21 protein-coding genes are annotated in these 22,368 nt (G+C 55.6%); 11 read left to right on the top strand and 10 right to left on the bottom strand.

What is annotated here, in order from left to right:
- Positions 1 to 46 precede the first annotated feature (46 nt).
- From ACZ1HJ_RS04570 to aroC, 3 genes are all read left to right on the top strand, one after another.
- Positions 47 to 1,930, top strand: coding sequence for a sensor histidine kinase (locus ACZ1HJ_RS04570; protein WP_472721152.1), 1,884 nt, complete (start codon positions 47 to 49; stop codon positions 1,928 to 1,930).
- A gap of 21 nt (positions 1,931 to 1,951) precedes the next feature.
- On the top strand, positions 1,952 to 2,413 hold the full coding sequence (locus tag ACZ1HJ_RS04565) for a response regulator (protein WP_472721151.1): 462 nt from the start codon (positions 1,952 to 1,954) through the stop codon (positions 2,411 to 2,413).
- Positions 2,414 to 2,560: 147 nt separating this feature from the next.
- Positions 2,561 to 3,667, top strand: a complete 1,107-nt coding sequence (aroC, locus tag ACZ1HJ_RS04560; RefSeq protein ID WP_472721150.1) for a chorismate synthase — start codon at positions 2,561 to 2,563, stop codon at positions 3,665 to 3,667.
- A gap of 10 nt (positions 3,668 to 3,677) precedes the next feature.
- Here aroC and ACZ1HJ_RS04555 read toward each other — a convergent pair whose 3' ends face one another.
- The 3 genes from ACZ1HJ_RS04555 to ACZ1HJ_RS04545 all read right to left on the bottom strand — a co-directional run bounded on the left by ACZ1HJ_RS04555 (position 3,678) and on the right by ACZ1HJ_RS04545 (position 6,520).
- Positions 3,678 to 4,547, bottom strand: a complete 870-nt coding sequence (locus ACZ1HJ_RS04555; RefSeq protein ID WP_472721149.1) for a DMT family transporter — start codon at positions 4,545 to 4,547, stop codon at positions 3,678 to 3,680.
- Positions 4,548 to 4,616: 69 nt separating this feature from the next.
- The gene (locus ACZ1HJ_RS04550; protein WP_306114352.1) at positions 4,617 to 4,904 is read right to left on the bottom strand and encodes an HU family DNA-binding protein; all 288 of its coding nucleotides are present in this window, start codon (positions 4,902 to 4,904) and stop codon (positions 4,617 to 4,619) included.
- A gap of 131 nt (positions 4,905 to 5,035) precedes the next feature.
- Entirely contained in the window at positions 5,036 to 6,520 is a 1,485-nt protein-coding gene (locus ACZ1HJ_RS04545) for an AMP nucleosidase (RefSeq protein WP_472721148.1), read from the bottom strand.
- 114 nt (positions 6,521 to 6,634) lie between these two features.
- On the opposite strand from ACZ1HJ_RS04545, the gene ACZ1HJ_RS04540 reads away from it, so the two are divergent.
- Positions 6,635 to 7,054, top strand: a complete 420-nt coding sequence (locus ACZ1HJ_RS04540) for a VOC family protein (RefSeq protein WP_472721147.1) — start codon at positions 6,635 to 6,637, stop codon at positions 7,052 to 7,054.
- Here the strand turns inward: ACZ1HJ_RS04540 and ACZ1HJ_RS04535 are convergent.
- Entirely contained in the window at positions 7,024 to 7,920 is an 897-nt protein-coding gene (locus ACZ1HJ_RS04535) for a LysR substrate-binding domain-containing protein (protein ID WP_472721146.1), read from the bottom strand. The two genes, ACZ1HJ_RS04540 and ACZ1HJ_RS04535, sit on opposite strands and share 31 nt — an antisense overlap.
- A gap of 110 nt (positions 7,921 to 8,030) precedes the next feature.
- Here ACZ1HJ_RS04535 and ACZ1HJ_RS04530 point away from each other — a divergent pair, with 110 nt between their 5' ends.
- Genes ACZ1HJ_RS04530 through ACZ1HJ_RS04520 form a run of 3 tightly spaced genes read left to right on the top strand, consistent with a single transcriptional unit; the run spans position 8,031 to position 10,700 of the window.
- A complete protein-coding gene (locus ACZ1HJ_RS04530) occupies positions 8,031 to 8,786 on the top strand; it encodes a class II aldolase and adducin N-terminal domain-containing protein (RefSeq protein ID WP_472721145.1) in 756 nt (251 codons plus the stop codon).
- Between the two features lie 32 nt (positions 8,787 to 8,818).
- Positions 8,819 to 9,805 carry a sterol desaturase family protein gene (locus tag ACZ1HJ_RS04525; RefSeq protein WP_472721144.1) on the top strand — a complete coding sequence of 329 codons (987 nt, stop codon included), beginning with the start codon at positions 8,819 to 8,821 and terminating at the stop codon, positions 9,803 to 9,805.
- Positions 9,806 to 9,845: 40 nt separating this feature from the next.
- Positions 9,846 to 10,700: an SDR family oxidoreductase gene (locus ACZ1HJ_RS04520; protein ID WP_472721143.1), complete on the top strand. Its 855-nt coding sequence runs from the start codon at positions 9,846 to 9,848 to the stop codon at positions 10,698 to 10,700.
- A gap of 15 nt (positions 10,701 to 10,715) precedes the next feature.
- Here the strand turns inward: ACZ1HJ_RS04520 and ACZ1HJ_RS04515 are convergent, their stop codons facing one another.
- The gene (locus ACZ1HJ_RS04515) at positions 10,716 to 11,429 is read right to left on the bottom strand and encodes a UTRA domain-containing protein (protein WP_472721142.1); all 714 of its coding nucleotides are present in this window, start codon (positions 11,427 to 11,429) and stop codon (positions 10,716 to 10,718) included.
- Positions 11,426 to 12,790, bottom strand: coding sequence for a formimidoylglutamate deiminase (locus ACZ1HJ_RS04510; RefSeq protein WP_472721141.1), 1,365 nt, complete (start codon positions 12,788 to 12,790; stop codon positions 11,426 to 11,428). The genes ACZ1HJ_RS04515 and ACZ1HJ_RS04510 overlap by 4 nt, the downstream gene beginning before the upstream one ends.
- A gap of 76 nt (positions 12,791 to 12,866) precedes the next feature.
- Between ACZ1HJ_RS04510 and hutI the strand changes: the two genes are divergently transcribed.
- From hutI to ACZ1HJ_RS04490, 4 genes are all read left to right on the top strand, one after another.
- Positions 12,867 to 14,057 carry an imidazolonepropionase gene (hutI, locus tag ACZ1HJ_RS04505; protein WP_472722151.1) on the top strand — a complete coding sequence of 397 codons (1,191 nt, stop codon included), beginning with the start codon at positions 12,867 to 12,869 and terminating at the stop codon, positions 14,055 to 14,057.
- Positions 14,054 to 15,607, top strand: coding sequence for a histidine ammonia-lyase (gene hutH / locus ACZ1HJ_RS04500; protein WP_472721140.1), 1,554 nt, complete (start codon positions 14,054 to 14,056; stop codon positions 15,605 to 15,607). Before hutI ends, hutH begins: the two co-directional genes overlap by 4 nt.
- Before the next feature lies 1 nt (position 15,608).
- Positions 15,609 to 17,288: a urocanate hydratase gene (gene hutU / locus ACZ1HJ_RS04495; RefSeq protein ID WP_472721139.1), complete on the top strand. Its 1,680-nt coding sequence runs from the start codon at positions 15,609 to 15,611 to the stop codon at positions 17,286 to 17,288.
- 99 nt (positions 17,289 to 17,387) lie between these two features.
- On the top strand, positions 17,388 to 17,867 hold the full coding sequence (locus tag ACZ1HJ_RS04490) for a transglycosylase SLT domain-containing protein (RefSeq protein ID WP_472721138.1): 480 nt from the start codon (positions 17,388 to 17,390) through the stop codon (positions 17,865 to 17,867).
- A 2-nt stretch (positions 17,868 to 17,869) separates the two neighbouring features.
- Here ACZ1HJ_RS04490 and ACZ1HJ_RS04485 read toward each other — a convergent pair whose 3' ends face one another.
- The 4 genes from ACZ1HJ_RS04485 to pheT form a co-directional block, all read right to left on the bottom strand.
- The gene (locus tag ACZ1HJ_RS04485; protein WP_472721137.1) at positions 17,870 to 18,676 is read right to left on the bottom strand and encodes a mechanosensitive ion channel family protein; all 807 of its coding nucleotides are present in this window, start codon (positions 18,674 to 18,676) and stop codon (positions 17,870 to 17,872) included.
- Between the two features lie 111 nt (positions 18,677 to 18,787).
- The gene (gene mscL, locus ACZ1HJ_RS04480; protein WP_472722150.1) at positions 18,788 to 19,210 is read right to left on the bottom strand and encodes a large conductance mechanosensitive channel protein MscL; all 423 of its coding nucleotides are present in this window, start codon (positions 19,208 to 19,210) and stop codon (positions 18,788 to 18,790) included.
- A gap of 162 nt (positions 19,211 to 19,372) precedes the next feature.
- Positions 19,373 to 19,822, bottom strand: a complete 450-nt coding sequence (locus tag ACZ1HJ_RS04475) for a YtoQ family protein (protein ID WP_472721136.1) — start codon at positions 19,820 to 19,822, stop codon at positions 19,373 to 19,375.
- Between the two features lie 45 nt (positions 19,823 to 19,867).
- The gene (gene pheT / locus ACZ1HJ_RS04470; RefSeq protein WP_472721135.1) at positions 19,868 to 22,267 is read right to left on the bottom strand and encodes a phenylalanine--tRNA ligase subunit beta; all 2,400 of its coding nucleotides are present in this window, start codon (positions 22,265 to 22,267) and stop codon (positions 19,868 to 19,870) included.
- Between the last annotated feature and the right edge of the window lie 101 nt (positions 22,268 to 22,368).

The following is a 22,368-nucleotide window of genomic DNA, read 5'->3' as shown; positions in this document are numbered from 1 at the left end:
GAGACAATTTCAGCTAGTACCGAGTGTCGTCGCCCGGCTTCGGCTCGTGTTCCTGTCGGTGTCATTGGTGCTGCTCGCCGCGATTGCTTTGGGGTATCTCCAGATTAGAACGCTGAATCAAACAGCGGTCGAATTGACGGAAGCGTCGGTACCGGTTTTTGTCCGAGCACAGGAGATTGAAAGTAATCTTACAGATTTGATTCTATTGCTGCGCGCGGTTGAGAATGTCGTGGAAATTGAAGATCTGATCCCGCTGAAAGACGCACTTACAGAAAAAACACAAACCATCAGAAGCGAAATTAGGCAGTTGGTCGAACGCCATGACGCGCTAGACGTCACCGCAACGATGTCCACGGCACTGGAAAAGGTTGTCGGCCGCGTTGATGGACTGTTCGACCTGAAACGCAAAATGTTGCTCTTTGAAATAACAACAATCCAAGTTGAAGAGCGCTTGAAGGAAAGCCAGGTTTCGGCCCGTGATGCTTTGGAAGAACTGACTTTCAATACCGCGATCTTGATCGATCAAGATGTAACGGAGAGTGCGATTAGCCCTGAAAACTTCAGACAGGTCTATTCCCGAAATCTCAAACAGGCGAATGCGGTAACCCAATTGACGCTTGAAATCGAGGCGATCGTAAGTACGGCGACACGTTTTAGACAGATTTCTGATATCGAGGAAGCGGCTCAAATCGAGCGTGAAATTCGGTTCAAGTCGCAATCTGTGTCCACGCTCATCAGTCAGCTACGGCCTAGCTTTGCACGAAAAGAACTGGCCGAAGAGGTTCTTGCCATTCGAGAGCTTGTTTTTGGCGACATGGGTATCTTGGAGCAAGTCGGAGAATCACGAATTCTTCGCCAGTCGTTTGATACCTTGAATTCGCTTGAAAACGCTTCCGTTCAGGTGATTTCCAAGGCTGCATCTGACTTGGTGAACGGCACGCGCACTAAAGTTGACCAAGCACGCCAATCTCTGGCCAATGCTGCCAACAAGGTTGTTGTTTTTCTGGTGTTTTCTGGTTTGAGCTCGATTCTGGTGTTCGTTATCGCGAACCTTTTCATCGTCGAGAAACAAATCAATCAGCGTATGTCGCGCCTTACAAAAGCAGTCTCTGCAATCGCGTCCAATGAGACGGAGTATAGAGTCGATGTTGAAGGCAATGATGAATTGGGAGAAATGGCGTCGGCTTTGGAAACGTTCAAAGCGACAGCTGAGGAGTTGAGGCGATCGAATACCGAATTAGAAAAATTCGCGTATGTAGCAGCTCATGATCTCAGGTCGCCACTGCGTGCAATTCAGGATCTTGCGGAATGGACGATGGAAGATGAAGAAAACCGTCTGTCGGAGCAGGGACGCGAAAACATGGCCATGCTTCAGATGCGGGTTAATCGTCTCAATCTGATTCTGAGTGACCTGTTGGCGTATTCAAGAGTGGGGAAAGAAGGTGAAGACCTGACACTTCTTTCGATGCCGCAACTGGTGCGATCAACAGGCGATATGCTTGACCCGAACGATTACTTCAAAATCATCTACTCGGGGACAAGTAATGACATTGTGACTTACGCCACGCCCTTGCGGCAAATTCTCATGAATTTGATCAGCAATTCGATCAAGCACCATGACCTAGATGTCGGTGTGATCCAGGTCACTGGTGAAGTCGAAAACGGTCGTCTGAAGATCACAATCGAAGACGATGGTCCCGGAATTGAACCGCAGTACCACGAGCGTATCTTCGGGCTGTTTCAAACGCTGCGGCCCAGAGATGAAGTGGAGGGCAGCGGTTTGGGCCTCGCAATTATTCGCAAACAAGTTGAACATTTTGGTGGAACAATTCGCATCAAGTCCAATCCAAGCATCGGACGCGGCACGAAATTTGAATTCGATCTGCCGATCAAGACGCCGCCCAGCTTCAACCGCGACCTGGCGGCTTAGGCAAAAAATGAAGGATCTGAGATGACTGCAATCGAACCGAATCCCGTTGTAAAGGTGCCCACGAAACCGGTCAGGTTTTTGATCATAGATGACGACCAGGTCAGTGTTCTGGCCATTAAGCGTGCGCTGAAAAAGCTGAAGATCATCAATCCAGTTCAGGTTGCGCGCGACGGCCGGGAAGCCCTTGATATGCTTCGCGCAGAGTGTCGCGATGGAAAAACCTTGCCGCCCTACTTGGTTACTCTGGATCTAAATATGCCACGGATGAATGGTTTTGAGTTCATGGATGAGGTTAGAAACAACCCGCCACTGCACCGGCTCGTGATCTTTGTTCTCTCTACGTCCGACGCCCCTGCTGATGTCGCACATGCTTATGACAACAACATTGCTGGTTACATTGTGAAAGACAATTTGGGAGACAGCTTTGTGAAGGCATTGGATATGATCGATTGCTTTGCCAAGGTTGTGGAATTTCCCAACTGACTTCCTCCCGTGCATTGGCGTTTGCCGACACTCAAAAAAACGTTTCACGCAATGCGGCAACAGATGCGTAAGCGCTTTGACGGATGCTGCAATTGGACTTGAGCCATTGGCCTCGCGTCGTTAGACCGACGCGGAAGGAGCCGACAGATGAGCGTCAATTCGTTTGGACATCTTTTCAAGGTCACCACATGGGGTGAAAGTCACGGTCCCGCGCTTGGGGCAACGGTTGATGGCTGCCCGCCGGGAATTTCCATCGATGAGGCCATGCTGCAGCACTGGCTGGATAAACGACGCCCGGGTCAGAACAAGAACATGACCCAACGCAATGAACCCGACGCGGTACAGATTCTGTCGGGCGTTTTCGAAGGGCAAACAACCGGAACGCCCATCCAGTTGATGATCAAAAACACCGACCAACGGTCGAAGGATTACGGCGATATTGCCCAAACTTTCCGACCCGGACATGCGGATATCACGTACCATCAGAAATACGGGATCAGAGATTACCGTGGCGGTGGACGCAGTTCAGCGCGTGAAACCGCCGCGCGTGTGGCGGCAGGTGGTGTTGCGCGCGCCGCGCTTGAAGACCTCATTCCAGGTATTCGCATTAAAGGATACATGACCCGGATGGGTGAGATGGAAATCAACCGGGATCGTTTCGATTGGGACGCGATTGACGGCAATGATTTCTGGATACCGGACGCACAGGCGGCACCCGAGTGGGAAGACTATCTGCAGAAGCTACGCAAAGATCACAACTCTGTCGGTGCTGTGATCGAAGTTGTAGCGCAGGGAGCGCCTGCAGGGTTGGGCGCCCCGGTTTATGGCAAGTTAGACACTGAATTGGCTGCGGCGATGATGTCGATCAATGCGGTCAAGGGTGTCGAGATTGGCGAAGGCATGTCCGCCGCGATGTTGACCGGTACGCAGAATGCCGATGAGATTTTCATGGGGAATGACGGGCAGCCCGTCTATTCCTCGAACCATGCTGGCGGTATCCTCGGCGGCATTTCGACGGGGCAGGACATCGTTGTGCGGTTTGCCGTCAAACCCACCTCTTCGATATTGAGCCCACGCAAATCAATCCGCATGGATGGCACACCGACGGAGGTTGTGACCAAGGGCCGTCATGATCCTTGTGTGGGCATCCGAGCCGTACCTGTCGGTGAGGCGATGATGGCCTGCGTTTTGCTGGATCAATTGCTGTTGCACCGAGGTCAGGTGGGCGACGGTCCACGCGGTAAAATTGGGTGAGACCGCCGGTCTATTTGGCCGTTTGCCGAGATAGTTGAACCGCCAGAATACCTAAGGCAATCACTGCAACACCAAATGCTTCGCGCATACCCAGGTTTTCGCCCAGTATAATTGCCGCGATGACCACGCCCAAAAACGGATTGAGGAAGTGAAATGTTGCTGCCTTGATCGCGCCGATGCGGTTGACCAGCCAAAACCAGACCAAGGTAGCCGCCAGCCCGGGGATAAGAGTGGTATAGGCAAAGGCGGCGATCAATTGCCAGCTCCAGGTAATGTCGATGGTTTCGGTGGTTAACGCTGCCAAGCTCAGTACGGCACTGCCGACCAGCATCTGCAGGCCGACAACCATCAGGAAATTTCCACCGGATGTCGCGCCACGTACGGCGAGCGTAGCGAATGTCAGGGCAATCACACCCAGAATGCACAAACCCAGGCCCATCATGTCTATGCCGCCCTGAAGGCGCGCGCCCATGATGATCACGACCCCGATTAAGCCACCGGTCAGGCCGATGAAGCCCAATAGGCTGACCCGTTCGCCGTAAAACGCCCAACCGGCCAACGCGACCAGCAATGGCATGGTCGACGCAATGATCGCAGCAAGCGACGCTTCGATTGTCTGCATGGCGACAAAGTTGAGGCCCAGATAGAGCGCGTTTTGGCAGATCCCGAAAATGATCGTTGCACGCCATTGAGACGGGCTTAGTTTCCAGCTTTGGCCCAACATCCAAGCGATCAGCACACCCAGCATGCCAGAGATCAAAAATCGCAGCGAAAGAGCAGTGAGTGGCGGTGCGTTGGCCACGATGATCCGAGCGGATGTAAATGCGCTGGACCACATGAAAGCAAAGGCGATGCCCGCGACGATTGCCCGAATATCCATGCCAATGCTCCAAAACTGAAAAGGGCCGCCCTAAGGCGACCCTTTCCGAAACTTTGGTCAATTACAAGATCAGCCGTTGACGCTGTCCTTGAGTGCCTTGGCGATTGTCATTTTAACAACCTTGTCGGCGTCTTTTTTGATTTGCTCGCCGGTGGCAGGGTTGCGCACCATACGCTCAGGGCGTTCACGGCAATAGATTTTGCCAACACCTGGCAGGGTCACAGCGCCGCCGCCGGACACTTCGCGTGTGATGATCGAGATCACGGCATCCAGTGCGCCGCTCGCGGTTTTCTTGTCGCTGCCCATTTCGTCGGCCAGAGCAGATACAAGCTGTGTTTTGGTCATCGGTTTTGCCATTTTATGGTCTCCTTCAACTGCCCGGCTATTGGGCCTCATGCGCATAATCTAACGCTATCTTGTGTATGAACACAACGAATAGTGGCCTAAAGCAAGCGTTTTTCGTGCATTTTGTGCTGATTTACGCCGGGTTAGAGGAAGGCGGTCTCGTCAAAGGAGCGCAATTTGCGGCTATGCAACCTTTCCAGCGGCATTTCGGCTAGTTTTTCCATCGCTCGAATCCCAATCATCAAGTGGCGGGAGACCTGTGCTTTGTAAAAATCGCTGGCCATTCCGGGCAGTTTTAATTCGCCATGCAGGGGTTTATCGCTGACACAAAGCAACGTGCCATATGGCACCCGGAAACGGAAGCCATTGGCGGCAATTGTGGCGCTTTCCATGTCCAGTGCAATGGCGCGTGATTGGCTCAGGCGCTGTACCGGACCTGACTGATCTCGCAGTTCCCAGTTTCGATTGTCAAAGCTGGCCACTGTGCCGGTTCGCATCACGCGTTTGAGGTCGTATCCATCGAGCTGAGTGACATCCGCCACGGACCGCTCCAACGCAATCTGAATTTCTGCCAACGCTGGAATTGGCACCCATGCGGGGATATCTGCGTCCAGCACACCATCTTCGCGCAAATAGGCATGGGCGAGGACAAAATCACCCAGACTTTGCGAATTCCGCAACCCGGCACAATGGCCCACCATCAACCACGCATGCGGACGCAAAACGGCGATGTGATCGGTTGCAGTTTTGGCGTTGGACGGTCCAACGCCGATATTGACCAGAGTAATCCCCATGCCATCCGCGCGCTTGAGGTGGTAAGACGGCATCTGAGGCAATTGACTGGGGCGCTGAATTTTCGCATCCGGGTTTTTGATTTCCACATTACCGGTGCTGACAAATGAGGTGTATCCGCTGTCAGGATCGTCCAGAACCTTGCGCGCATATTTTTCGAATTCTGCGACATAGAACTGGTAGTTCGTAAACAGAACGTGGTTTTGAAAATGCGCGGGATCGGTTGCCGTGTAATGCGCCAGACGCGCCAGTGAATAATCCACGCGCTGGGCCGAAAATGGCGCCAAAGGACCAACGCCATCTGCTCCGGGTTGGAATGTGCCGTTGACGATATCATCATTGGTCGTGCTCAGATCAGGCACATCAAACTTGTCGCGCAGGGTGAAATCCGCAGCACCTTCCTGAGGGACGGTGATATCTGGCTCATTGGCAACGGCGAAATGCACCGGGATGGGCGTGTCGGATACCGAGATACAGACGGGAACGTTATGATTTTCCAGGAGCAGTGCAATCTGTTGCTCAAGGTAGCTCCGAAATAAGGTGGGCCGCGTGATGGTTGCCGCATATGTGCCGGGTGCTGAGACATGGCCAAAGCTCAGGCGACTGTCGATCTGGCCAAAGGAGCGGGTCGTGATGCGAATTTCGGGGTAAAAGGCGCGCACTTTCTTTTTGGGAACGTTGCCGTTGATGGCTTCGGTGAAGGAGTGGCACAAAAATTTGGCGGCGCTGTCGTACAATTCCACCAGATGATCAACGGCGGCCACGGCGTTTGTGAATTCCTGCCGCGCGGGCACATTGGGTGTGATCAAGTCAACATTCTGGTCATGGAGGTTCATGGTTTTTCCTGACGGATGACGAGGGGAATGACAAGGTGTCGTCGTTTGCCGCGTTCCACGTAAGTTGACACGCCGACAGAGCGGGATCAAGCTGTCCTCAAACAGGGGGTTGGCATGGATTATGAGACGGTGAGCGCCGAAGATTTTGGCGCATCTTTGACTGGGATTGGGCTGAACATCCTTGTGCGTGATGTGGCAGCACAGGTCACTTTCCTGACCGAAATTTTTGAGATGACGGCTCATCAGCCCACACCGGATTTTGCAATCATGTGGTATCATGGCCAGGTGATGCAATTACATGCGGATGGGACGTATCATTCCAACCCGCTGCTGGGGCTCCTGCCCGAGGCGGGTGCGCGGGGCGCTGGCGCGGAGCTAAGGCTCTATCAAACAGACCCGGATCAGGCCGCCGCACGGGCCGAAGCCTTGGGTGCCCATATCTTGCAAGCCCCGACAGACAAGCCGCATGGCCTGCGTGAGACGTACATCCTCTGTGAAAACGGCTATGCCTGGGTTGCGTCCCGCCCGCTTTGATCCTGCGCCATTTCTTCGAGCAGCCAATCAATGAAGGCCTGAGCGCCCGGAATTTCCGCGATGTGGGGTGCGGTGATCAGGTAATAGGCCTCCTGCATTTTTGACCGGTGGTCGAACAGGCGCTGCAAACGGCCGGTTTCGATCAGGTGTCCGGCGATCGTGTCATGGGCCATGCAAAGACCCGCGCCGGAAATGGCCGCTGACAGGGCAATGGCGTAGGTGGTGGCATATGTCACGTTGAGGTCGGACCAATCGAAGCCCTGTTCTTCGCCCCACGCGGCCCAGGTTGCCATCAGGTTGGCGCAGTCAAAGAGCGTTTCGCGCGAGATGTCTTCGAGGCTGCCCTGCCATCCCGGCGCGGCAACCGGGTAGGCATAATCCTGAATGAGTTTTTGTGCGACAACACCATCGGACGGGCGAACCGAATACCGGATTTCCACATCGGCACCCGGGGCGATGCCAGCGGCCTGCTCCCAAAGCTCTGCGATGATGTTCAATCGCACATCAGGGTGGCGCGCATAGAAACGGCCAAGACGCGGGGCCAGCCAAAATGTGCCAAAACTCATGTTCGTGTGCACCTGGACCACGGTTTCACTGCCGCCGGTGACGGCCAGCGTACCGCGCGACAGCGTCCGGAATGCATCCCGCACGATGGGCAGGTAACTGGAACCGGTTTCCGTAAGCTCCAGCGTCCGTGGGCGGCGATGAAAAAGCGCGCGTCCCATATGGCCTTCAAGCGATTTTATCTGCTGGCTGACGGCACTTTGGGTCATGTTCAGTTCAGCCGCGGCAGCGGTGAAGGACAGGTGCCGGGCCGCGGCCTCAAACGCCCGCAGCCAGTTCAGGGGAGGGAGGGATTTACGCATCGGTATAAATTGCCCATTAGTTGAACTTATAGCATGGCTGTAATTTTTTCGTTGGTAAAGCACCGTGTGACGCGGCACCTTCTGTCCAGCACATCATAGGAGACCTGCACATGTCTGTTACCGAGCTTCGTCCGAACATGGCGCATTGGAATGAACGTGTTGATCTGGCGGCTGCGTTCCGCTGGACCGAGCGGTTGAACATGCATGAAGCCGTCGCCAATCACTTCTCTCTCGCGGTGAACGAGGATGGCACGCAATTTCTGATGAACCCGAACCAGAAACATTTCAGCCGGATCAAGGCAAGTGACCTGCTATTGCTGGACGCCAACGATCCGGAATCGCTCAAGGGTCCCGACGCGCCTGACCCCACCGCCTGGGGTCTGCACGGCGCGTTGCACCGGATGTGCCCGCATGCACGCTGTGCCATGCATGTGCATTCCATCCATGCCACGGTTCTGGCGTCAATGGCGGATAGCACCTTGCCACCGATCGATCAAAACACGGCGACCTTTTACAACCGCGTGGCGGTGGATAATCACTTCGGCGGTCTGGCGTTCGAGGAAGAAGCTGAGCGCTGCTGTTCCAACCTGACCGACCGGTCCAAAACCGTGCTGGTCATGGGCAATCACGGGATCATGGTGATTGGCCAGACCGTCGCCGAAACCTTCAACCGGCTCTATTATTTCGAGCGTGCCTGCGAGACCTATATCAAGGCGCTCTGGACAGGTCAGCCGTTGCGCGTGCTCTCGGACGAGATTGCGGAAAGCACGGCCAAGGAACTGGAAGACTACCCCGGGCAGGCGGATAAACATCTGTCAGAACTCAAAGCCATTCTGGATGAGGAAGGCTCAACCTACGCTTCCTGATCTCTGCGCTGTTCGAATACCGGAGCTGAAACATGTCTGAAAACACAGGCAACCAATCCCGCGAGTGGAACTACCATCCCGACCTACCCTTGGAAAATCCGTCGATTTTCAGCTGGCCGCCAGACCCACGGTTTCTGGCCCGTTGGTTTCTGCGCAACTGGCTGATGCTGAGTGAACGGGTGATGATGGTGATCCTTGCGGTGGTTGCGTGGCTCACACTCTACCCATCGCTTGAAACCGCTCGGAGTTTTGCGTTTGGCTGGATTTTCCAGACATGGCTCGTGAACATGGGCTTGATGATCGTGATCGCGGGTGGCTTGCATTGGTACTTCTACATGCGCAAGGGCCAGGGCAAGACGCTCAAGTTTGACAAGCGCGATCCGGCCAAAGGCAACAAGCTGTGGGATTTTTCCAATCAGGTCCATGACAACATGTTCTGGTCCTTGGGGTCCGGTGTGGCGCAGCTAACGGCGTTTCAGGTCATCACAATGTGGCTGATGGCCAATGGATACGCGCCTACGATCACCTTCGCCTCCAACCCGGTCTGGTTCATTCTCGCCTTGATCCTCTTGCCGATCTGGAGTGCTTTTCACTTCTATTGGGCGCACCGGTTGCTGCATGTCCCGTTCCTCTACAAGCGCGTGCATTCGCTGCACCACCGCAACGTTAACATTGGGCCATGGTCCGGCCTGTCGATGCACCCGATTGAGCATTTCATCTACCTCACCACGCTCTGCATCCATTGGGTTGTGGCGTCGCACCCGGTTCATCTGATTTTCCACGTGATCTATCAGGGCCCGGGCGCGGCTATGACGCACACGGGCTATGAGGACTTGTTGATCAAGGACAAACGCCGTCTGGCCTTGGGCACGTTCTACCACCAACTGCATCATCGGTATTATGAATGTAACTACGGCAATCAGGAGATGCCGTGGGACCGGTGGTTCGGAACCTTCCATGATGGCAGTGAAGCGGCAACCGCGACAACGCGCGGGCGCAAGAAAAAGATGCACGCCTGAAACCCTTGCCATTGCCCCATGGCACTACCATTAAGGTGCCATGAGCAAGGTTTTGATTTCATTCGGTCACGGGTATTCCGCGCAGGCGTTGGCAGAATTGCTGCTGCCGATGGGCTGGACCATCTACGGGACAACGCGCAAACCAGAAAAGACGGCGCTGCTGGAAAACCAGGGCGTGATCCCCGTGCTTTGGCCAGATGGTGATCTGACGCAAGCTTTTGCACAGGCCACCCATGTGCTGACATCTGCCGGTCCCAACGAGGGTGGCGATCCTGTGTTCAACGCTTACCGCGACGATCTTGCCGGGATTGCCTCACAACTTGAGTGGTTCGGCTATTTGTCGACAACCGGTGTGTACGGCAACCATCAGGGTGGTTGGATTGATGAAGTGGACGAGCTGCGCCCCTCAACCGAGCGGGGCAGGATGCGCAAGGATGCGGAAAACAGATGGCTTTCCGTGCCCGGATTACCCGTACATATCTTTCGACTGGCGGGGATCTATGGGCCGGGACGGGGACCCTTTGAAAAGGTCAGGCAGGGCACAGCGCGGCGCATCATCAAGAAAAACCAGGTCTTCAGCCGCATCCATGTCGAAGACATCGCACAAATCCTGGCGGCGTCCATTGCTCAGCCCAATCCGGGACGTGCTTACAACGTTTGCGATGATGAGCCTGCGCCTCCACAGGATGTAATTGCCCATGCGGCCGAACTGCTGGGATTGCCAATCCCGCCCGCCATTCCAATCGAAGAGGCTGAGATGAGCCCGATGGCGCGGAGCTTCTATGCAGAATCCAAACGCATCAGGAACACGCGCATCAAGGAAGAGTTGGGCGTGAAACTGCGCTACCCCACCTACCGCGTGGGCCTACCGGCGCTGCTGGCCAGCGAAGGCTGAATGCCGGCAACTATTTTAAGCATCCTGTTCCGTGCCAAAACCCGTCCCAATAGCCGTGCGAATGCTGTAGCCCGGCGCATAGGTCAATCGGACAGATGTCACTGTCTGGCCCCGGTCCCATGTGGTCCGATCTATCACAAAAACCGCATCACCCTGACGGGTTCTGAGGTGTTTGGCCTCAAAGCCCGTGGCCGGCGCTGACATGAAAGAGATGTCGCCGTGGGTATAGGGCGCCGAGGTGATCAGCCATTCATTCGCGCTGATCTCTTCAAAGGTCTGATCAAGGGCTGCGGGCACGGTGGTTGTGTTGATCCATCGATCTTCGATAACATAAGGGGCGCCGTTCGCCCGGTGCAGGGCGGTGACGTGAATGCCGGTAGAGTCCGGCCCGAGAACCGCAGGGGGTGTGGCGGATTCATGAGCAATCAGCTGATAGGCGTAGGTCATACTCCGCTCTTCGATTTCCTGCCGGATGACAGGAATGTCGACTGTTGCCTTGCTGATCGGATGTAGGGCTACGCGCGTGCCCGCTTTGCGCCGGCGTTCAAGCATGCCCGCGTCGGCCAGTGACTGCAGGGCACGGTTCACAGTGGCGCGCGCGCACCCGAATTCCAGCGCCAGATCGGCCTCGTTTGGAATGGTATGACCGGGCGGCCAATCGCGCGCGTGAATCCGGCGCAGCACCTCCGCCTGAATGGCTTGCCAGTTTCGAAACTGCGGATTGCTCATAAAACATCCCTCAGAGATTTCATCGCGCGCGTGTAGTTGGCTGTAATCGTATCGCGGGCATGGTGGCGACCGTCCTTGACCAGATGCCGACCTGCGGACCAGACGTCGCGCACCATGTGGTCATCCCCGGCAAACATCCAGCAATCCAATAGCTGGTCACCTGATTGATCCGCCAGATCGATATGCGTCGCATCCAGGGTCAATAAATCTGCCCATTGTCCGGTGGCGATACTTCCGGAATTCCGGCCTGCCGCCTGCGCCCCGCCAGTGCAGATTGCATCATAAAGGCGGCGGCCCGTTGAAAACTCTGATGTCGCCAGGGCGGCGCGGGAGTGATCCCGCAAGCGTTGCGAATAGTCCAGCGTGCGTACCTCTTCCGACAGGGATATGCGGATATTGGAATCGGATCCGATGGCAATTCGCCCGTTGCTTTCCAACCACCTAACGCCATCGAAAATGCCATCGCCGAGGTTCGATTCTGTGATCGGGCACAAGCCTGCCACGGCACCGGTCCGGGCGAGGGCCATGGTTTCATGATGCTCCATCTGCGTGCAATGGATCAGGCACCAGCGATCATTTATATCCACGTTGTCCAGCAGCCATGCCACCGGGCGCTGCCCATAGGAGGATTTGACTTCTTCTACCTCTGCAACCTGCTCAGCAAGATGCATGTGAACTGGCCCATTCGGTATAAGTTGCGCAGAAATAGACACGTTTTCCGGCGAAACCGCACGCAGCGAATGTGGTGCAATGCCCATTACAGTGTCAGCAGGCAATCGACGCAGGGCAGATCGCGCACTTTCGACCAAACGAGCGAATTGGTTAGGGTTGTTTCCAAAACGGATTTGTCCGGATGTCAGCGCCCGCTTGTCACACCCGCCAAATTCATACTGTACCGGCAATAGCGTCAGGCCGATGCCTGTTTGCTCGGCCGCTGCGGCAACGCGATGCGACATTTCAGCCAAAGTATCGTACGGCACACCGCCTGGCTGGTGGTGCAGGTAGTGAAATTCGACATTTGTGGCAAAGCCCGCCTCGAGCATTTCCATTTGGACCAAGGCGGTGATTGCCTGCACCTGATCCGGGTCCAGGTGATCCAGAAACTGATACATCAGCCGTCGCCATGTCCAGAAACTGTCGCGCGGGTCTGGCCCGCGGGATTCGGTCAGACCGGCCATGGCGCGTTGAAACGCGTGCGAATGTGCATTCGCCGGGGCTGGCAGCAGAATGCCCACGGTATGGCCGGAGCGAGGTTGATCGGTGCTAACGCTGTCAATCTGGCCGCTTTTTCCAATCGTGACGGCCACGTTTTGGACCCAACCGGCAGGCAAAAGAGCATGTTCCGCCCAAATCGTTTGCATGATGGCCCCGCTTGACAGATTATTATGTCTATACATAATATCAGGCGCGACTCGAGGACTCAAGAAAGTTGTTTGGATGCTTTTGCGGAATGCACAGGTGGCCACGATGGCCGGTGGTCAGCCCTATGGGTTGATCAAGAATGGTGCGATTCTGGTGAAACAGGGTCTAGTTAATTGGGTTGGGTCGGAAAATGACGCGCCGCAAGGACACGATGGCCCTGAAGAAGATTTGCAAGGCCGATTGGTGACGCCAGGGCTAATTGATTGCCACACACACATCGTTTTTGGCGGGAATCGTGCCAATGAATTTGAGATGCGGCTCAAGGGAGCGAGTTACGAGGAAATTGCCCGGGCTGGTGGTGGTATCGTATCCACGGTCAGCGCAACGCGGGCGGCAACGGAAGCGTCCCTGCTTGCTGGCGCTCTGGCCCGTGTGGACGAGTTGATCGCGCAAGGTGTCAGTACCGTAGAAATTAAATCTGGCTACGGGTTAGATTTGGACACAGAGCTTAAGATGCTGCGCGTTGCCAGCGAAATAAAATCCGCGCGCCCGATACGCGTGAAAACGTCGTTTTTGGGTGCTCATGCCGTACCGGAGGAATACTCGGGTCGGAAGGATGCGTATATTGACGACGTCTGCATCCCCGCGCTTGAAGCAGCCCATAGCGAAAATTTGGTCGATGCCGTGGACGGTTTTTGTGAGTGCATAGCATTTGATGCGCCGCAAATAGCCCGCATGTTTGAAACGGCAAAAAAGCTCGGGCTTCCGGTTAAATTACACGCTGAACAGCTCAGTAATATTGGCGGCACGCAATTGGCCGCCCAGCACAACGCGTTGTCCGTAGACCACGTAGAGTATGCAACGAACGAAGATGCACGGGCCATGGCCAGCGCCGGCAGCGTCGCCGTCTTGTTGCCCGGCGCGTTCTATACGTTGCGCGAAACCCAACGACCGCCCGTTGACGCGTTTCGTGCGCAAAACGTCCCAATGGCTTTGGCCACGGATTGCAATCCAGGTTCGTCACCTTTGACCTCCCTGCTGCTTGCAATGAACATGGGATGCACTCTGTTTGGCATGACCGTAGAGGAGGCCGTTGCCGGGGTAACGTGCCATGCAGCAAAGGCACTGGGGTTAAATGATTGCGGCACAATCGCGCCGGGGAAACGTGCCGATCTGGCGATCTGGAACGTCACCGAACCTGCAGAATTGCCCTATTGGATTGGAAAAAACCCATTGGAACGGCGCATGTTTGGAGGTCAGGGATGACGGAAATTCTGATCCCTGGATCCACTTCCATCCTGCAGTTAGAGAAAATTTGGCGGCATGCGCTTTCTGCTCGGGTAGACCCTTCAGCGATGGCCAAAATCGATGCGGCGGCAGATCTGGTTGCCAAGGCAGCCCAAAGTGACGCGCCGATTTACGGTATCAACACTGGTTTTGGAAAACTGGCCAATGTCAAAATCCCGTCAAAAGACACAAGTGTTCTCCAGCGCAATCTGATCCTCAGCCATTGCTGCGGCGTGGGCGAAGCATTGGATGTGAAAACGACCAGGTTGATGATGATATTGAAACTGGTTTCGTTCGGGCGGGGCGCGTCAGGCGTGAAACAATCAACCGTCCATCTTATCGAAGAAATGTTGGAAAAGGGTGTGACACCTGTTGTTCCGGATCAGGGCTCCGTCGGCGCGTCGGGCGATCTTGCCCCGCTAGCACATATGGCCGCCATCATGATTGGTGAGGGCGAAGCGTTCTACAACAACGAAAGAGTATCCGGGCGAAAAGCGCTCAAAAACGCTGAAATAGAACCAATTACCTTGGGGCCCAAGGAAGGGCTTGCGCTCATAAACGGGACTCAATTTTCCACGGCCTGCGCTTTGGCCGGGCTATGGGGCGCATGGAACAACGCGCAATCCTGCATAGTGACCGCCGCGCTATCAACCGACGCAATCATGGGCTCCACGGCGCCTTTAGAAGACGATATTCACGTTTTGCGCGGACATTCGGGACAAATTATAGCGGCGAGGCTACAACGCGCCCTGATGGATGGCAGCGCCATCCGCGAAAGTCATCGGGAAGGTGATACCCGGGTACAAGATCCGTATTGTATTCGCTGCCAGGCTCAGGTGAGTGGATCAGCCATCGATTTGCTGCATCAAGCCGCATGCACGCTCGAAATTGAAGCCAACGCTGTCACGGATAACCCGCTAGTTCTGGTGGAACAGGGTCGCATCGTGAGCGGCGGCAACTTTCACGCCGAGCCTGTGGGGTTCGCGGCCGATCAGATTGCCATGGCCATTGCTGAAATCGGGGCAATTTCACAACGGCGCGTTGCCCTCATGGTTGACCCAACACTCAGTTTCGATCTTCCACCGTTCCTGACACCAGACCCCGGGTTGAACTCGGGCATGATGATCGCAGAAGTAACCACGGCCGCGCTGATGAGCGAAAATAAGCATCTGGCAAACCCCTGCACAACCGATTCAACACCAACAAGCGCCAACCAGGAAGATCACGTGTCCATGGCGGCACATGCGGCGCGGCGGTTACAGCGCATGAACTCAAACCTGTCGACCATTTTGGGTGTTGAAGCGATGTGCGGTGCGCAAGGCATTGAGTTCCGAGCACCCCTAAGATCAAGCCGTCCATTGCAAGCTGTCATCGCCAGGTTGCGCCAGGATATTCCTGCGCTGAACGCGGACCGTTATCTTGCGCCTGATCTTCAATCTGCAAGCCACCTGATCAGCTCCGGGGCTCTTGTTACGGCATCCGGGCTTGAGATGCCTATGGAAAGTGAACCCCGGGCAAAAGGGATTTGAAATGAACAACTCACGGCACAACGCCAGAGATATTTTTCCTGACACCGGCGCTGAAATAAGCGCAAAAAGCTGGTTGACCGAAGCGCCAATGCGGATGCTGATGAATAATCTGCACCCCGACGTTGCAGAAAACCCTGACGAATTGGTGGTCTATGGAGGGATCGGACGAGCGGCCCGTACATGGGCAGATTTCGACACTATTATTGCTGAACTTAGAAATTTGGACGACGATCAAACCCTCTTGGTACAGTCCGGCAAACCTGTTGGTGTCTTTCGTACGCACAAAGACGCGCCACGTGTGTTGATCGCAAATTCCAATCTCGTCCCGCATTGGGCCAACTGGGATCATTTTAACGAGCTCGATAAAAAAGGTCTGGCCATGTATGGCCAGATGACCGCGGGTTCCTGGATATACATCGGGTCGCAAGGCATCGTTCAGGGCACGTATGAAACTTTTGTCGAAGCAGGGCGTCAGCATTACGACGGTAGTCTGACGGGCAAATGGATCCTGACGGGCGGTTTAGGGGGCATGGGCGGTGCGCAACCATTAGCGGCGGTTATGGCCGGTGCGTGTTGTCTGGCTGTTGAGTGTGACGAAACACGCGCGGACTTCCGATTGCGCACGTCCTATGTCGATGAAAAGACCCACAACCTCCAAGATGCGTTGGAAATGATAGATCACTGGACCCGGGCAGGAGACGCGAAATCCGTCGCGCTGATCGGCAATGCGGCGGATGTTTTTCCGCAGTTGGTAGAGATCATGAACAACGGCGGTATGCGCCCGGATATTGTGACGGATCAGACAAGCGCTCATGACCCGGTGCATGGGTATTTGCCTCAAGGGTGGTCCGTAGGCGAATGGCGCACCAAACAGGAAAGCGACCCAAAGGCGGTGGAAAAAGCGGCAAGGGCGTCCATGAAAACCCATGTAGCTGCGATGGTTGAGTTCTGGAATGCGGGTGTACCCACACTGGATTATGGCAACAACATTCGCCAAATTGCGCTGGAAGAGGGTCTAAAAAATGCTTTTGACTTCCCCGGATTTGTACCTGCCTACATTCGTCCGCTCTTTTGTCGGGGTATCGGGCCGTTTCGGTGGTGCGCGTTATCGGGTGACCCGGAAGACATCTATAAAACCGATGCCAAGGCGAAGGAACTGGTGGATGATCCGCACCTGCACAATTGGCTGGATATGGCGCGGGACCGGATCAGTTTTCAGGGCTTGCCCGCGCGTATCTGTTGGGTCGGTTTGGGCGTGCGTCACAAACTGGGCCTCGCGTTCAATGAAATGGTTCGCAATGGAGAGCTTTCGGCACCCGTGGTGATTGGGCGCGATCATCTGGACAGCGGATCGGTTGCGTCGCCAAATCGGGAAACCGAGGCGATGAAAGACGGCAGTGATGCGGTAAGCGATTGGCCGCTGCTCAACGCGCTATTGAATACGGCAAGCGGGGCGACTTGGGTGTCGCTGCATCATGGTGGTGGCGTTGGCATGGGTTTCAGCCAGCATTCGGGCATGGTGATCTGTTGCGACGGGACCAAAGACGCGGACCGCCGGATTGCAAATGTTCTCTGGAATGATCCGGCCACGGGCGTGATGCGCCACGCGGATGCGGGTTATGACATTGCGCTTGAGTGCGCACGGGAGAACGACCTGAATTTGCCGGGCATTTTGGGGTGAGTGCCGCACGGTAGCAACAACCCGCCTTTCCCACGCAACATGCTTGATCATTGGACCGTTCTGGCATTCTGTTTGACTGGAATTGCGAGAAGGGATCTCATGGTGCGGCGCAGCTTGATTTTGGTGGCTCTATTGGCGCTTCAGGCCTGTTCCGGCCCTTCGGAGCAAGTACCAATCGAGCCCGCGCTCTACCCGAATGAAACACCGGCGTTGCGCAACCTGATCAATCAATATGCGGATTTCTATGACGTTCCCAGTCCGCTGGTGCACAAGGTAATCCAGCGAGAAAGTGACTATAGGCCTCACGCGCGCAATGGTCCCTACTATGGCATGATGCAAATTCTGCCCGAAACGGCAGGCATCATGGGATTTCGCGGCCAACCCAATGATCTTCTGGATGCCGAAACCAACCTGCGGTGGGCGGTGAAATACCTTCGGGGCGCCTGGCTCGTCTCGGATGGTAATATAGACCGTGCCGTGATGTGGTATGCCCGCGGTTACTATTATGAGGCGCGCAACCGGTGCCTCCTGGTTGAAACCGGATTGCTCAACCGAGAGGTCGCCAAGCACTGTCGCTGAGATCAGCCCTCGCGCTGGACCATCATGCGATGCGGGTACGGAATTGAGATGCCTTTGGCATCCAATGCTTCTTTGATCTGCTGCGTCAGCGTGAATTTAAGGTCCCAATATTCCGCGTTGTCGCACCAGAGCCGCGCTGTCAGATCAACACTGCTTTCGCCCAGATTGGTCACACGTATCCATGGGGCGGGATCCTGATGGATACGCGCTTCGGATTTGGCAATGTCATGAATGACCTCTTTGGCCAGATTGGCATCATCTCCGTAATCAATACCAAAAACCAGATCCAGACGACGGGTCTTGTGATGTGAGTAGTTCGAGATGATTTCTCCCCAGGCTTTGCCATTGGGCACAATCACCTGAACGTTGTCGGGTGTGACAAGTTCGGTAAAGAAGAGAGCTATCTGTTTCACGGTGCCGGTTGTGCCGCCGATATCCACATATTGCCCTTCGCGGTAGGGGCGGAAAATCACCAGCATCAGGCCTGCCGCGAGATCGCTGAGCGTGCCTTGCAGGGCCATACCGATGGCTAATGTGGCTGCGCCCATGACGGCAACAAGGCTGGTCGCCTGAATGCCGAAGATGCCAAGAACGGCCATGACAACCATGAGGCGGATCACCCATTTCACCAGATTGGCGGCGAAATTGCCGATCGTGTTATCGATGTTTTCGTTGGCGTTGACCTTGCGGCTGACCAGCCGGGCAACCATGCCCGCAATCAGCCAACCAATGACCAGCACCAAAAGCGCTTTGGCCGCATCAATTACAATGGGCCCATAGCTTAGCGCCTGGTCGATAACCTGTTCCATGTTGATCCCCAATCCGTCCTACATGTGATGCAGGCTGCTACCTTGTGATGGGGCAAAACAAAAGGGCCTGCGTGGTCGCAAGCCCTTTAAAGTTCCGGTCGTGACTTGGCGTTATTTTTTCGCCAGCGAGTCGCGGATTTCCATCAGGATGTCCAACTCAGAAGGACCAGCCTCTTCTTCGGCTTCCTCCTCTGGTTCAGCCGAAGCTTCCTTGGCACGATTGACGGCCTTGACCAGCATGAAGACAACCCATGCGATGACCAGGAAGTTGATGATGGCCATGATGAAGCGACCATAGGCGAAGACGGCGGCGCCGGCATCTTCCGCAGCTGCCATCGAGGCATATTCACCACCGTCCAGCACAGCATGCATGCTGGAGAAATCGATACCGCCCATAAACAGACTGATGATCGGATTGATCAGGTCTGCAACCAGCGATCCCACGATCGCTGTAAAGGCCGCACCGATGATGATGCCCACCGCCATGTCCATAACATTGCCCTTGGCAATGAAATCTTTGAATTCTTGAATCATTTGTCCCTCACCACTTGATGTTCGCGCGGCATTTCCCGTCCGCGCGCACTTGGTAACATGAATTCCGAAATTCACGCAGACTCTTTTAATGGGAAAAAACGTCTCGTTTTCCCTCGAAGCGGGAGTTTGCTCATTTCGTGGAAATGACCGGTGTTTTGAAACCTAGGACGGGAGCGATCCGTCAAGAACATAGCGCAGAATTTCAACCACCTGAGACGGCTCGCGGGCAACGGCCAATGCTGCCGCGTCGATCTCCTTGAGGGGGTGGTCATGCTCGGGGCGTTGCAGAATAATCAGTGATTTGCCCAAGGCAGAGGCAAAGCCTGCGTCAAAGGCGGCGTTCCATTGTTTGTACTGCTCGCCAAACCGGACCACGACGATATCCGCGTCCTGAATGCCTTTGCGCGTCCGGATCGCATTGACCATGGCGCCCTTGTGATCGTGCCAGTATTTGTCTTGCTCTTCACCCAAGATGGTCACGCCGCAATCATCGCTGGCCGCATGATCAGTCACCGGGCTGCTGAAGCTGACGTCCAAGCCCTTGGCACCCTCAATGATCTGTTCGCGCCAGTCCGTGTGGATTTCACCGGAGAGATAGATTTTCAGCGTCATAGGTGGGCTCCTTGTTGGGCGATGCGGGCGCAAACGGGGAAAGGGTCAACCGCGCAGCACACCGCCTGTTGCCTTGGTGACTTTCTCGACAATTTTGGCGCTGACGGCCTCGATATCTGCGTCCTTCAGCGTTGTGTCCGTGGGTTGCAGACGCACTGTTACGGCAAGGGATTTTTTGCCTTCACCAAGACTGCCGCCAATGAATTCATCAAAGACACGCACATCTTCGATCAGTGTCTTGTCTGCGCCAACCGCCGCGTTGACAAGGGTAAGCGCCTCAACCGTATCGTCCACGACAAAGGCGAAATCCCGTTCGACGGCCTGCAGGTCGCGCAATTCCAGCGCGCCCCGATTTGCAGTCTGGTTCCGTGGTTGCGGAATTTCTGCGGGCCAGATGGTGAACCCCATTGCGGGTCCTTTGATATCCATTGCGGTCAGAACGCGGGGATGCAGCTCACCGAATATGCCAAGCACTTTCTTGGGGCCCAGACAGATCATGCCATGACGGCCCGGGTGCCACCATTCGCGCGCGCCACGCAGCACTTGTACTTTGGCGGGCGCACCAAGCGCAGACAGGATCGCTTCAGCATCGGCCTTGACGTCAAAGAGATCCACAGATCGCGCCGTGCCATGTACATCCTTGGGTCCGGTCTGGCCCACCAGCAAGCCGCTGACCAACAGGTGTTGTTCGCCCGGCTCACCGCCATGGAAGGCCTGTCCCACTTCGAACAAGGCCATGTTCATATGACCACGGGCCTGATTGCGTGCTGCTGCTTGCAACAGACCCGGCAAAAGCGCGGGGCGCATGTGACTCATTTCAGAGCTGATGGGATTGGCCAGCTTGGTGGCGTCATCACCTCCGCCAAAAAGCTCGGCACTCTTTTGATCGATGAAGCTGTAGGTGACGCATTCGTTATACCCAAGCGCTGCGGTGGTCCGCCGCGCAATCTGTTCGCGTTTTTGCGTGGGCGACAGGATGGGTTGCGGCACACCGGTTTGCAAACGCGGCAACGGACGCCCGACCAGCTTGGTCAGGGACGCAATGCGCGCGACTTCCTCAACCAGATCGGCCTCACCCAAGACATCGGGGCGCCAACTGGGCACATGTGCCTGATTGCCTTCCATGCGGAACCCAAGGGCCGTCAAAGTCTGGCGTTGCTCAGATTCGGGAATATCCATGCCCACCAGCGATTGCACACGCGACGCGTCCAGTGTGTAGGAGCGGCTGACATCGGGCACTTTGCCCGCAACAACAACCTTTGATGGTTCGCCACCGCACAGATCAAGGATCATCTGCGTGGCCAGCTCAATCGCTTCCATATTGAAGGCCGGATCGATGCCGCGCTCGTTTCGGTACCGCGCGTCAGAATTGATCTTGAGTGCGCGTCCGGTTGTCGCGATCTGAATGTGGTTCCATACCGCAGCCTCCAGAAACACGTCTGTGGTCTCCGGGGTACATCCGGTTTCCAGACCGCCCATGATCCCACCGATGGATTCGATGCCCTTGTCGTCGGAAATGACCACCTGACCCGGGCTGAAGGTGTATTCCTTTTCATCCAGGCCAACGAGTGTTTCACCACCCGCTGCACGATGCACGCGCAGATTGCCCTGCACCTTTCCCGCATCGAAAACATGCAATGGGCGGTTGCGGTCATAGGTGAAGAAGTTGGTGATATCGACCAGCGCGGAAATTGGACGAAGCCCGATCGCGCGCAAACGGTTCTGGAGCCATTCCGGGCTTGGGCCGTTGCTGACGCCTCGGATCAGGCGACCCGCAAAGACATCACAGCCGTCCTGCAATGTATCATCATCGATGGTGACGGTAATCGGGCTGTCAAACTGACCTTCAACCTGTGCCTCCGCAGCAGGTTTCATTGTGCCAAGACCACGCGCTGCAAGATCAAGCGCAATCCCCCGAACCCCAAGTGCATCCGGGCGGTTGGGCGTGATGGCGATTTCAATCACCGGGTCCACTTTTGCCGGGTCATTGGCGGCCAGCCAGTCGATGAACCGTTCGCCGACGTCACCGGAGGGCAATTCGATAATGCCGTCATGCTCGTCGCTGAGCTCCATCTCACGCTCGGAGCACATCATGCCGTGGCTCTCGATACCCCGGATCTTGCCGACACCGATGGTTGTGTCGATGCCCGGAACATAGGTGCCGGGTTTGGCAATGACGGCGGTGATGCCGGTGCGCGCATTCGGGGCGCCACAGATGATCTGAAGCTCGCCTTCGTCGGTCAGAACCTTGCACACACGCAGGCGATCTGCATCGGGATGCTGTTCGGCATGGATGACCTTGCCGATGGTAAAATCCGCCAGCCGTTCGCCCGGGTTTTCAATACCTTCCACCTCAAGTCCGAGGTCTGTCAAAGCCTCAGAAATCTCCGCTACCGACGCGGTGGTGTCTAGGTGGTCTTTCAGCCAGGAAAGCGTGAATTTCATGTGCTGTCATCCGCTGGTCAAATTCAAGTCTCAAGCGCTTTAGCGGATATGCGCAGAAGGGGAAGCCTGCACGCCAGTTTCGTTGGATCGGCCGGGCTCTG

It is taken from the genome of Roseovarius sp. JB2-10 (genome assembly GCF_055693585.1).
This window is presented reverse-complemented; position numbering and strand designations above follow the sequence as displayed.

Bases quoted from the DNA above. Each gene is read 5' to 3' on its own strand.
- ACZ1HJ_RS04565 (WP_472721151.1), top strand. From the start codon at position 1,952: ATGACTGCAATCGAACCGAATCCCGTTGTAAAGGTGCCCACGAAACCG.
- aroC (WP_472721150.1), top strand. From the start codon at position 2,561: ATGAGCGTCAATTCGTTTGGACATCTTTTCAAGGTCACCACATGGGGT.
- ACZ1HJ_RS04555 (WP_472721149.1), bottom strand. From the start codon at position 4,547: ATGGATATTCGGGCAATCGTCGCGGGCATCGCCTTTGCTTTCATGTGG.
- ACZ1HJ_RS04550 (WP_306114352.1), bottom strand. From the start codon at position 4,904: ATGGCAAAACCGATGACCAAAACACAGCTTGTATCTGCTCTGGCCGAC.
- ACZ1HJ_RS04545 (WP_472721148.1), bottom strand. From the start codon at position 6,520: ATGAACCTCCATGACCAGAATGTTGACTTGATCACACCCAATGTGCCC.
- ACZ1HJ_RS04540 (WP_472721147.1), top strand. From the start codon at position 6,635: ATGGATTATGAGACGGTGAGCGCCGAAGATTTTGGCGCATCTTTGACT.
- ACZ1HJ_RS04535 (WP_472721146.1), bottom strand. From the start codon at position 7,920: ATGCGTAAATCCCTCCCTCCCCTGAACTGGCTGCGGGCGTTTGAGGCC.
- ACZ1HJ_RS04530 (WP_472721145.1), top strand. From the start codon at position 8,031: ATGTCTGTTACCGAGCTTCGTCCGAACATGGCGCATTGGAATGAACGT.
- ACZ1HJ_RS04525 (WP_472721144.1), top strand. From the start codon at position 8,819: ATGTCTGAAAACACAGGCAACCAATCCCGCGAGTGGAACTACCATCCC.
- ACZ1HJ_RS04520 (WP_472721143.1), top strand. From the start codon at position 9,846: ATGAGCAAGGTTTTGATTTCATTCGGTCACGGGTATTCCGCGCAGGCG.
- ACZ1HJ_RS04515 (WP_472721142.1), bottom strand. From the start codon at position 11,429: ATGAGCAATCCGCAGTTTCGAAACTGGCAAGCCATTCAGGCGGAGGTG.
- ACZ1HJ_RS04510 (WP_472721141.1), bottom strand. From the start codon at position 12,790: ATGCAAACGATTTGGGCGGAACATGCTCTTTTGCCTGCCGGTTGGGTC.
- hutI (WP_472722151.1), top strand. From the start codon at position 12,867: ATGCTTTTGCGGAATGCACAGGTGGCCACGATGGCCGGTGGTCAGCCC.
- hutH (WP_472721140.1), top strand. From the start codon at position 14,054: ATGACGGAAATTCTGATCCCTGGATCCACTTCCATCCTGCAGTTAGAG.
- hutU (WP_472721139.1), top strand. From the start codon at position 15,609: ATGAACAACTCACGGCACAACGCCAGAGATATTTTTCCTGACACCGGC.
- ACZ1HJ_RS04490 (WP_472721138.1), top strand. From the start codon at position 17,388: ATGGTGCGGCGCAGCTTGATTTTGGTGGCTCTATTGGCGCTTCAGGCC.
- ACZ1HJ_RS04485 (WP_472721137.1), bottom strand. From the start codon at position 18,676: ATGGAACAGGTTATCGACCAGGCGCTAAGCTATGGGCCCATTGTAATT.
- mscL (WP_472722150.1), bottom strand. From the start codon at position 19,210: ATGATTCAAGAATTCAAAGATTTCATTGCCAAGGGCAATGTTATGGAC.
- ACZ1HJ_RS04475 (WP_472721136.1), bottom strand. From the start codon at position 19,822: ATGACGCTGAAAATCTATCTCTCCGGTGAAATCCACACGGACTGGCGC.
- pheT (WP_472721135.1), bottom strand. From the start codon at position 22,267: ATGAAATTCACGCTTTCCTGGCTGAAAGACCACCTAGACACCACCGCG.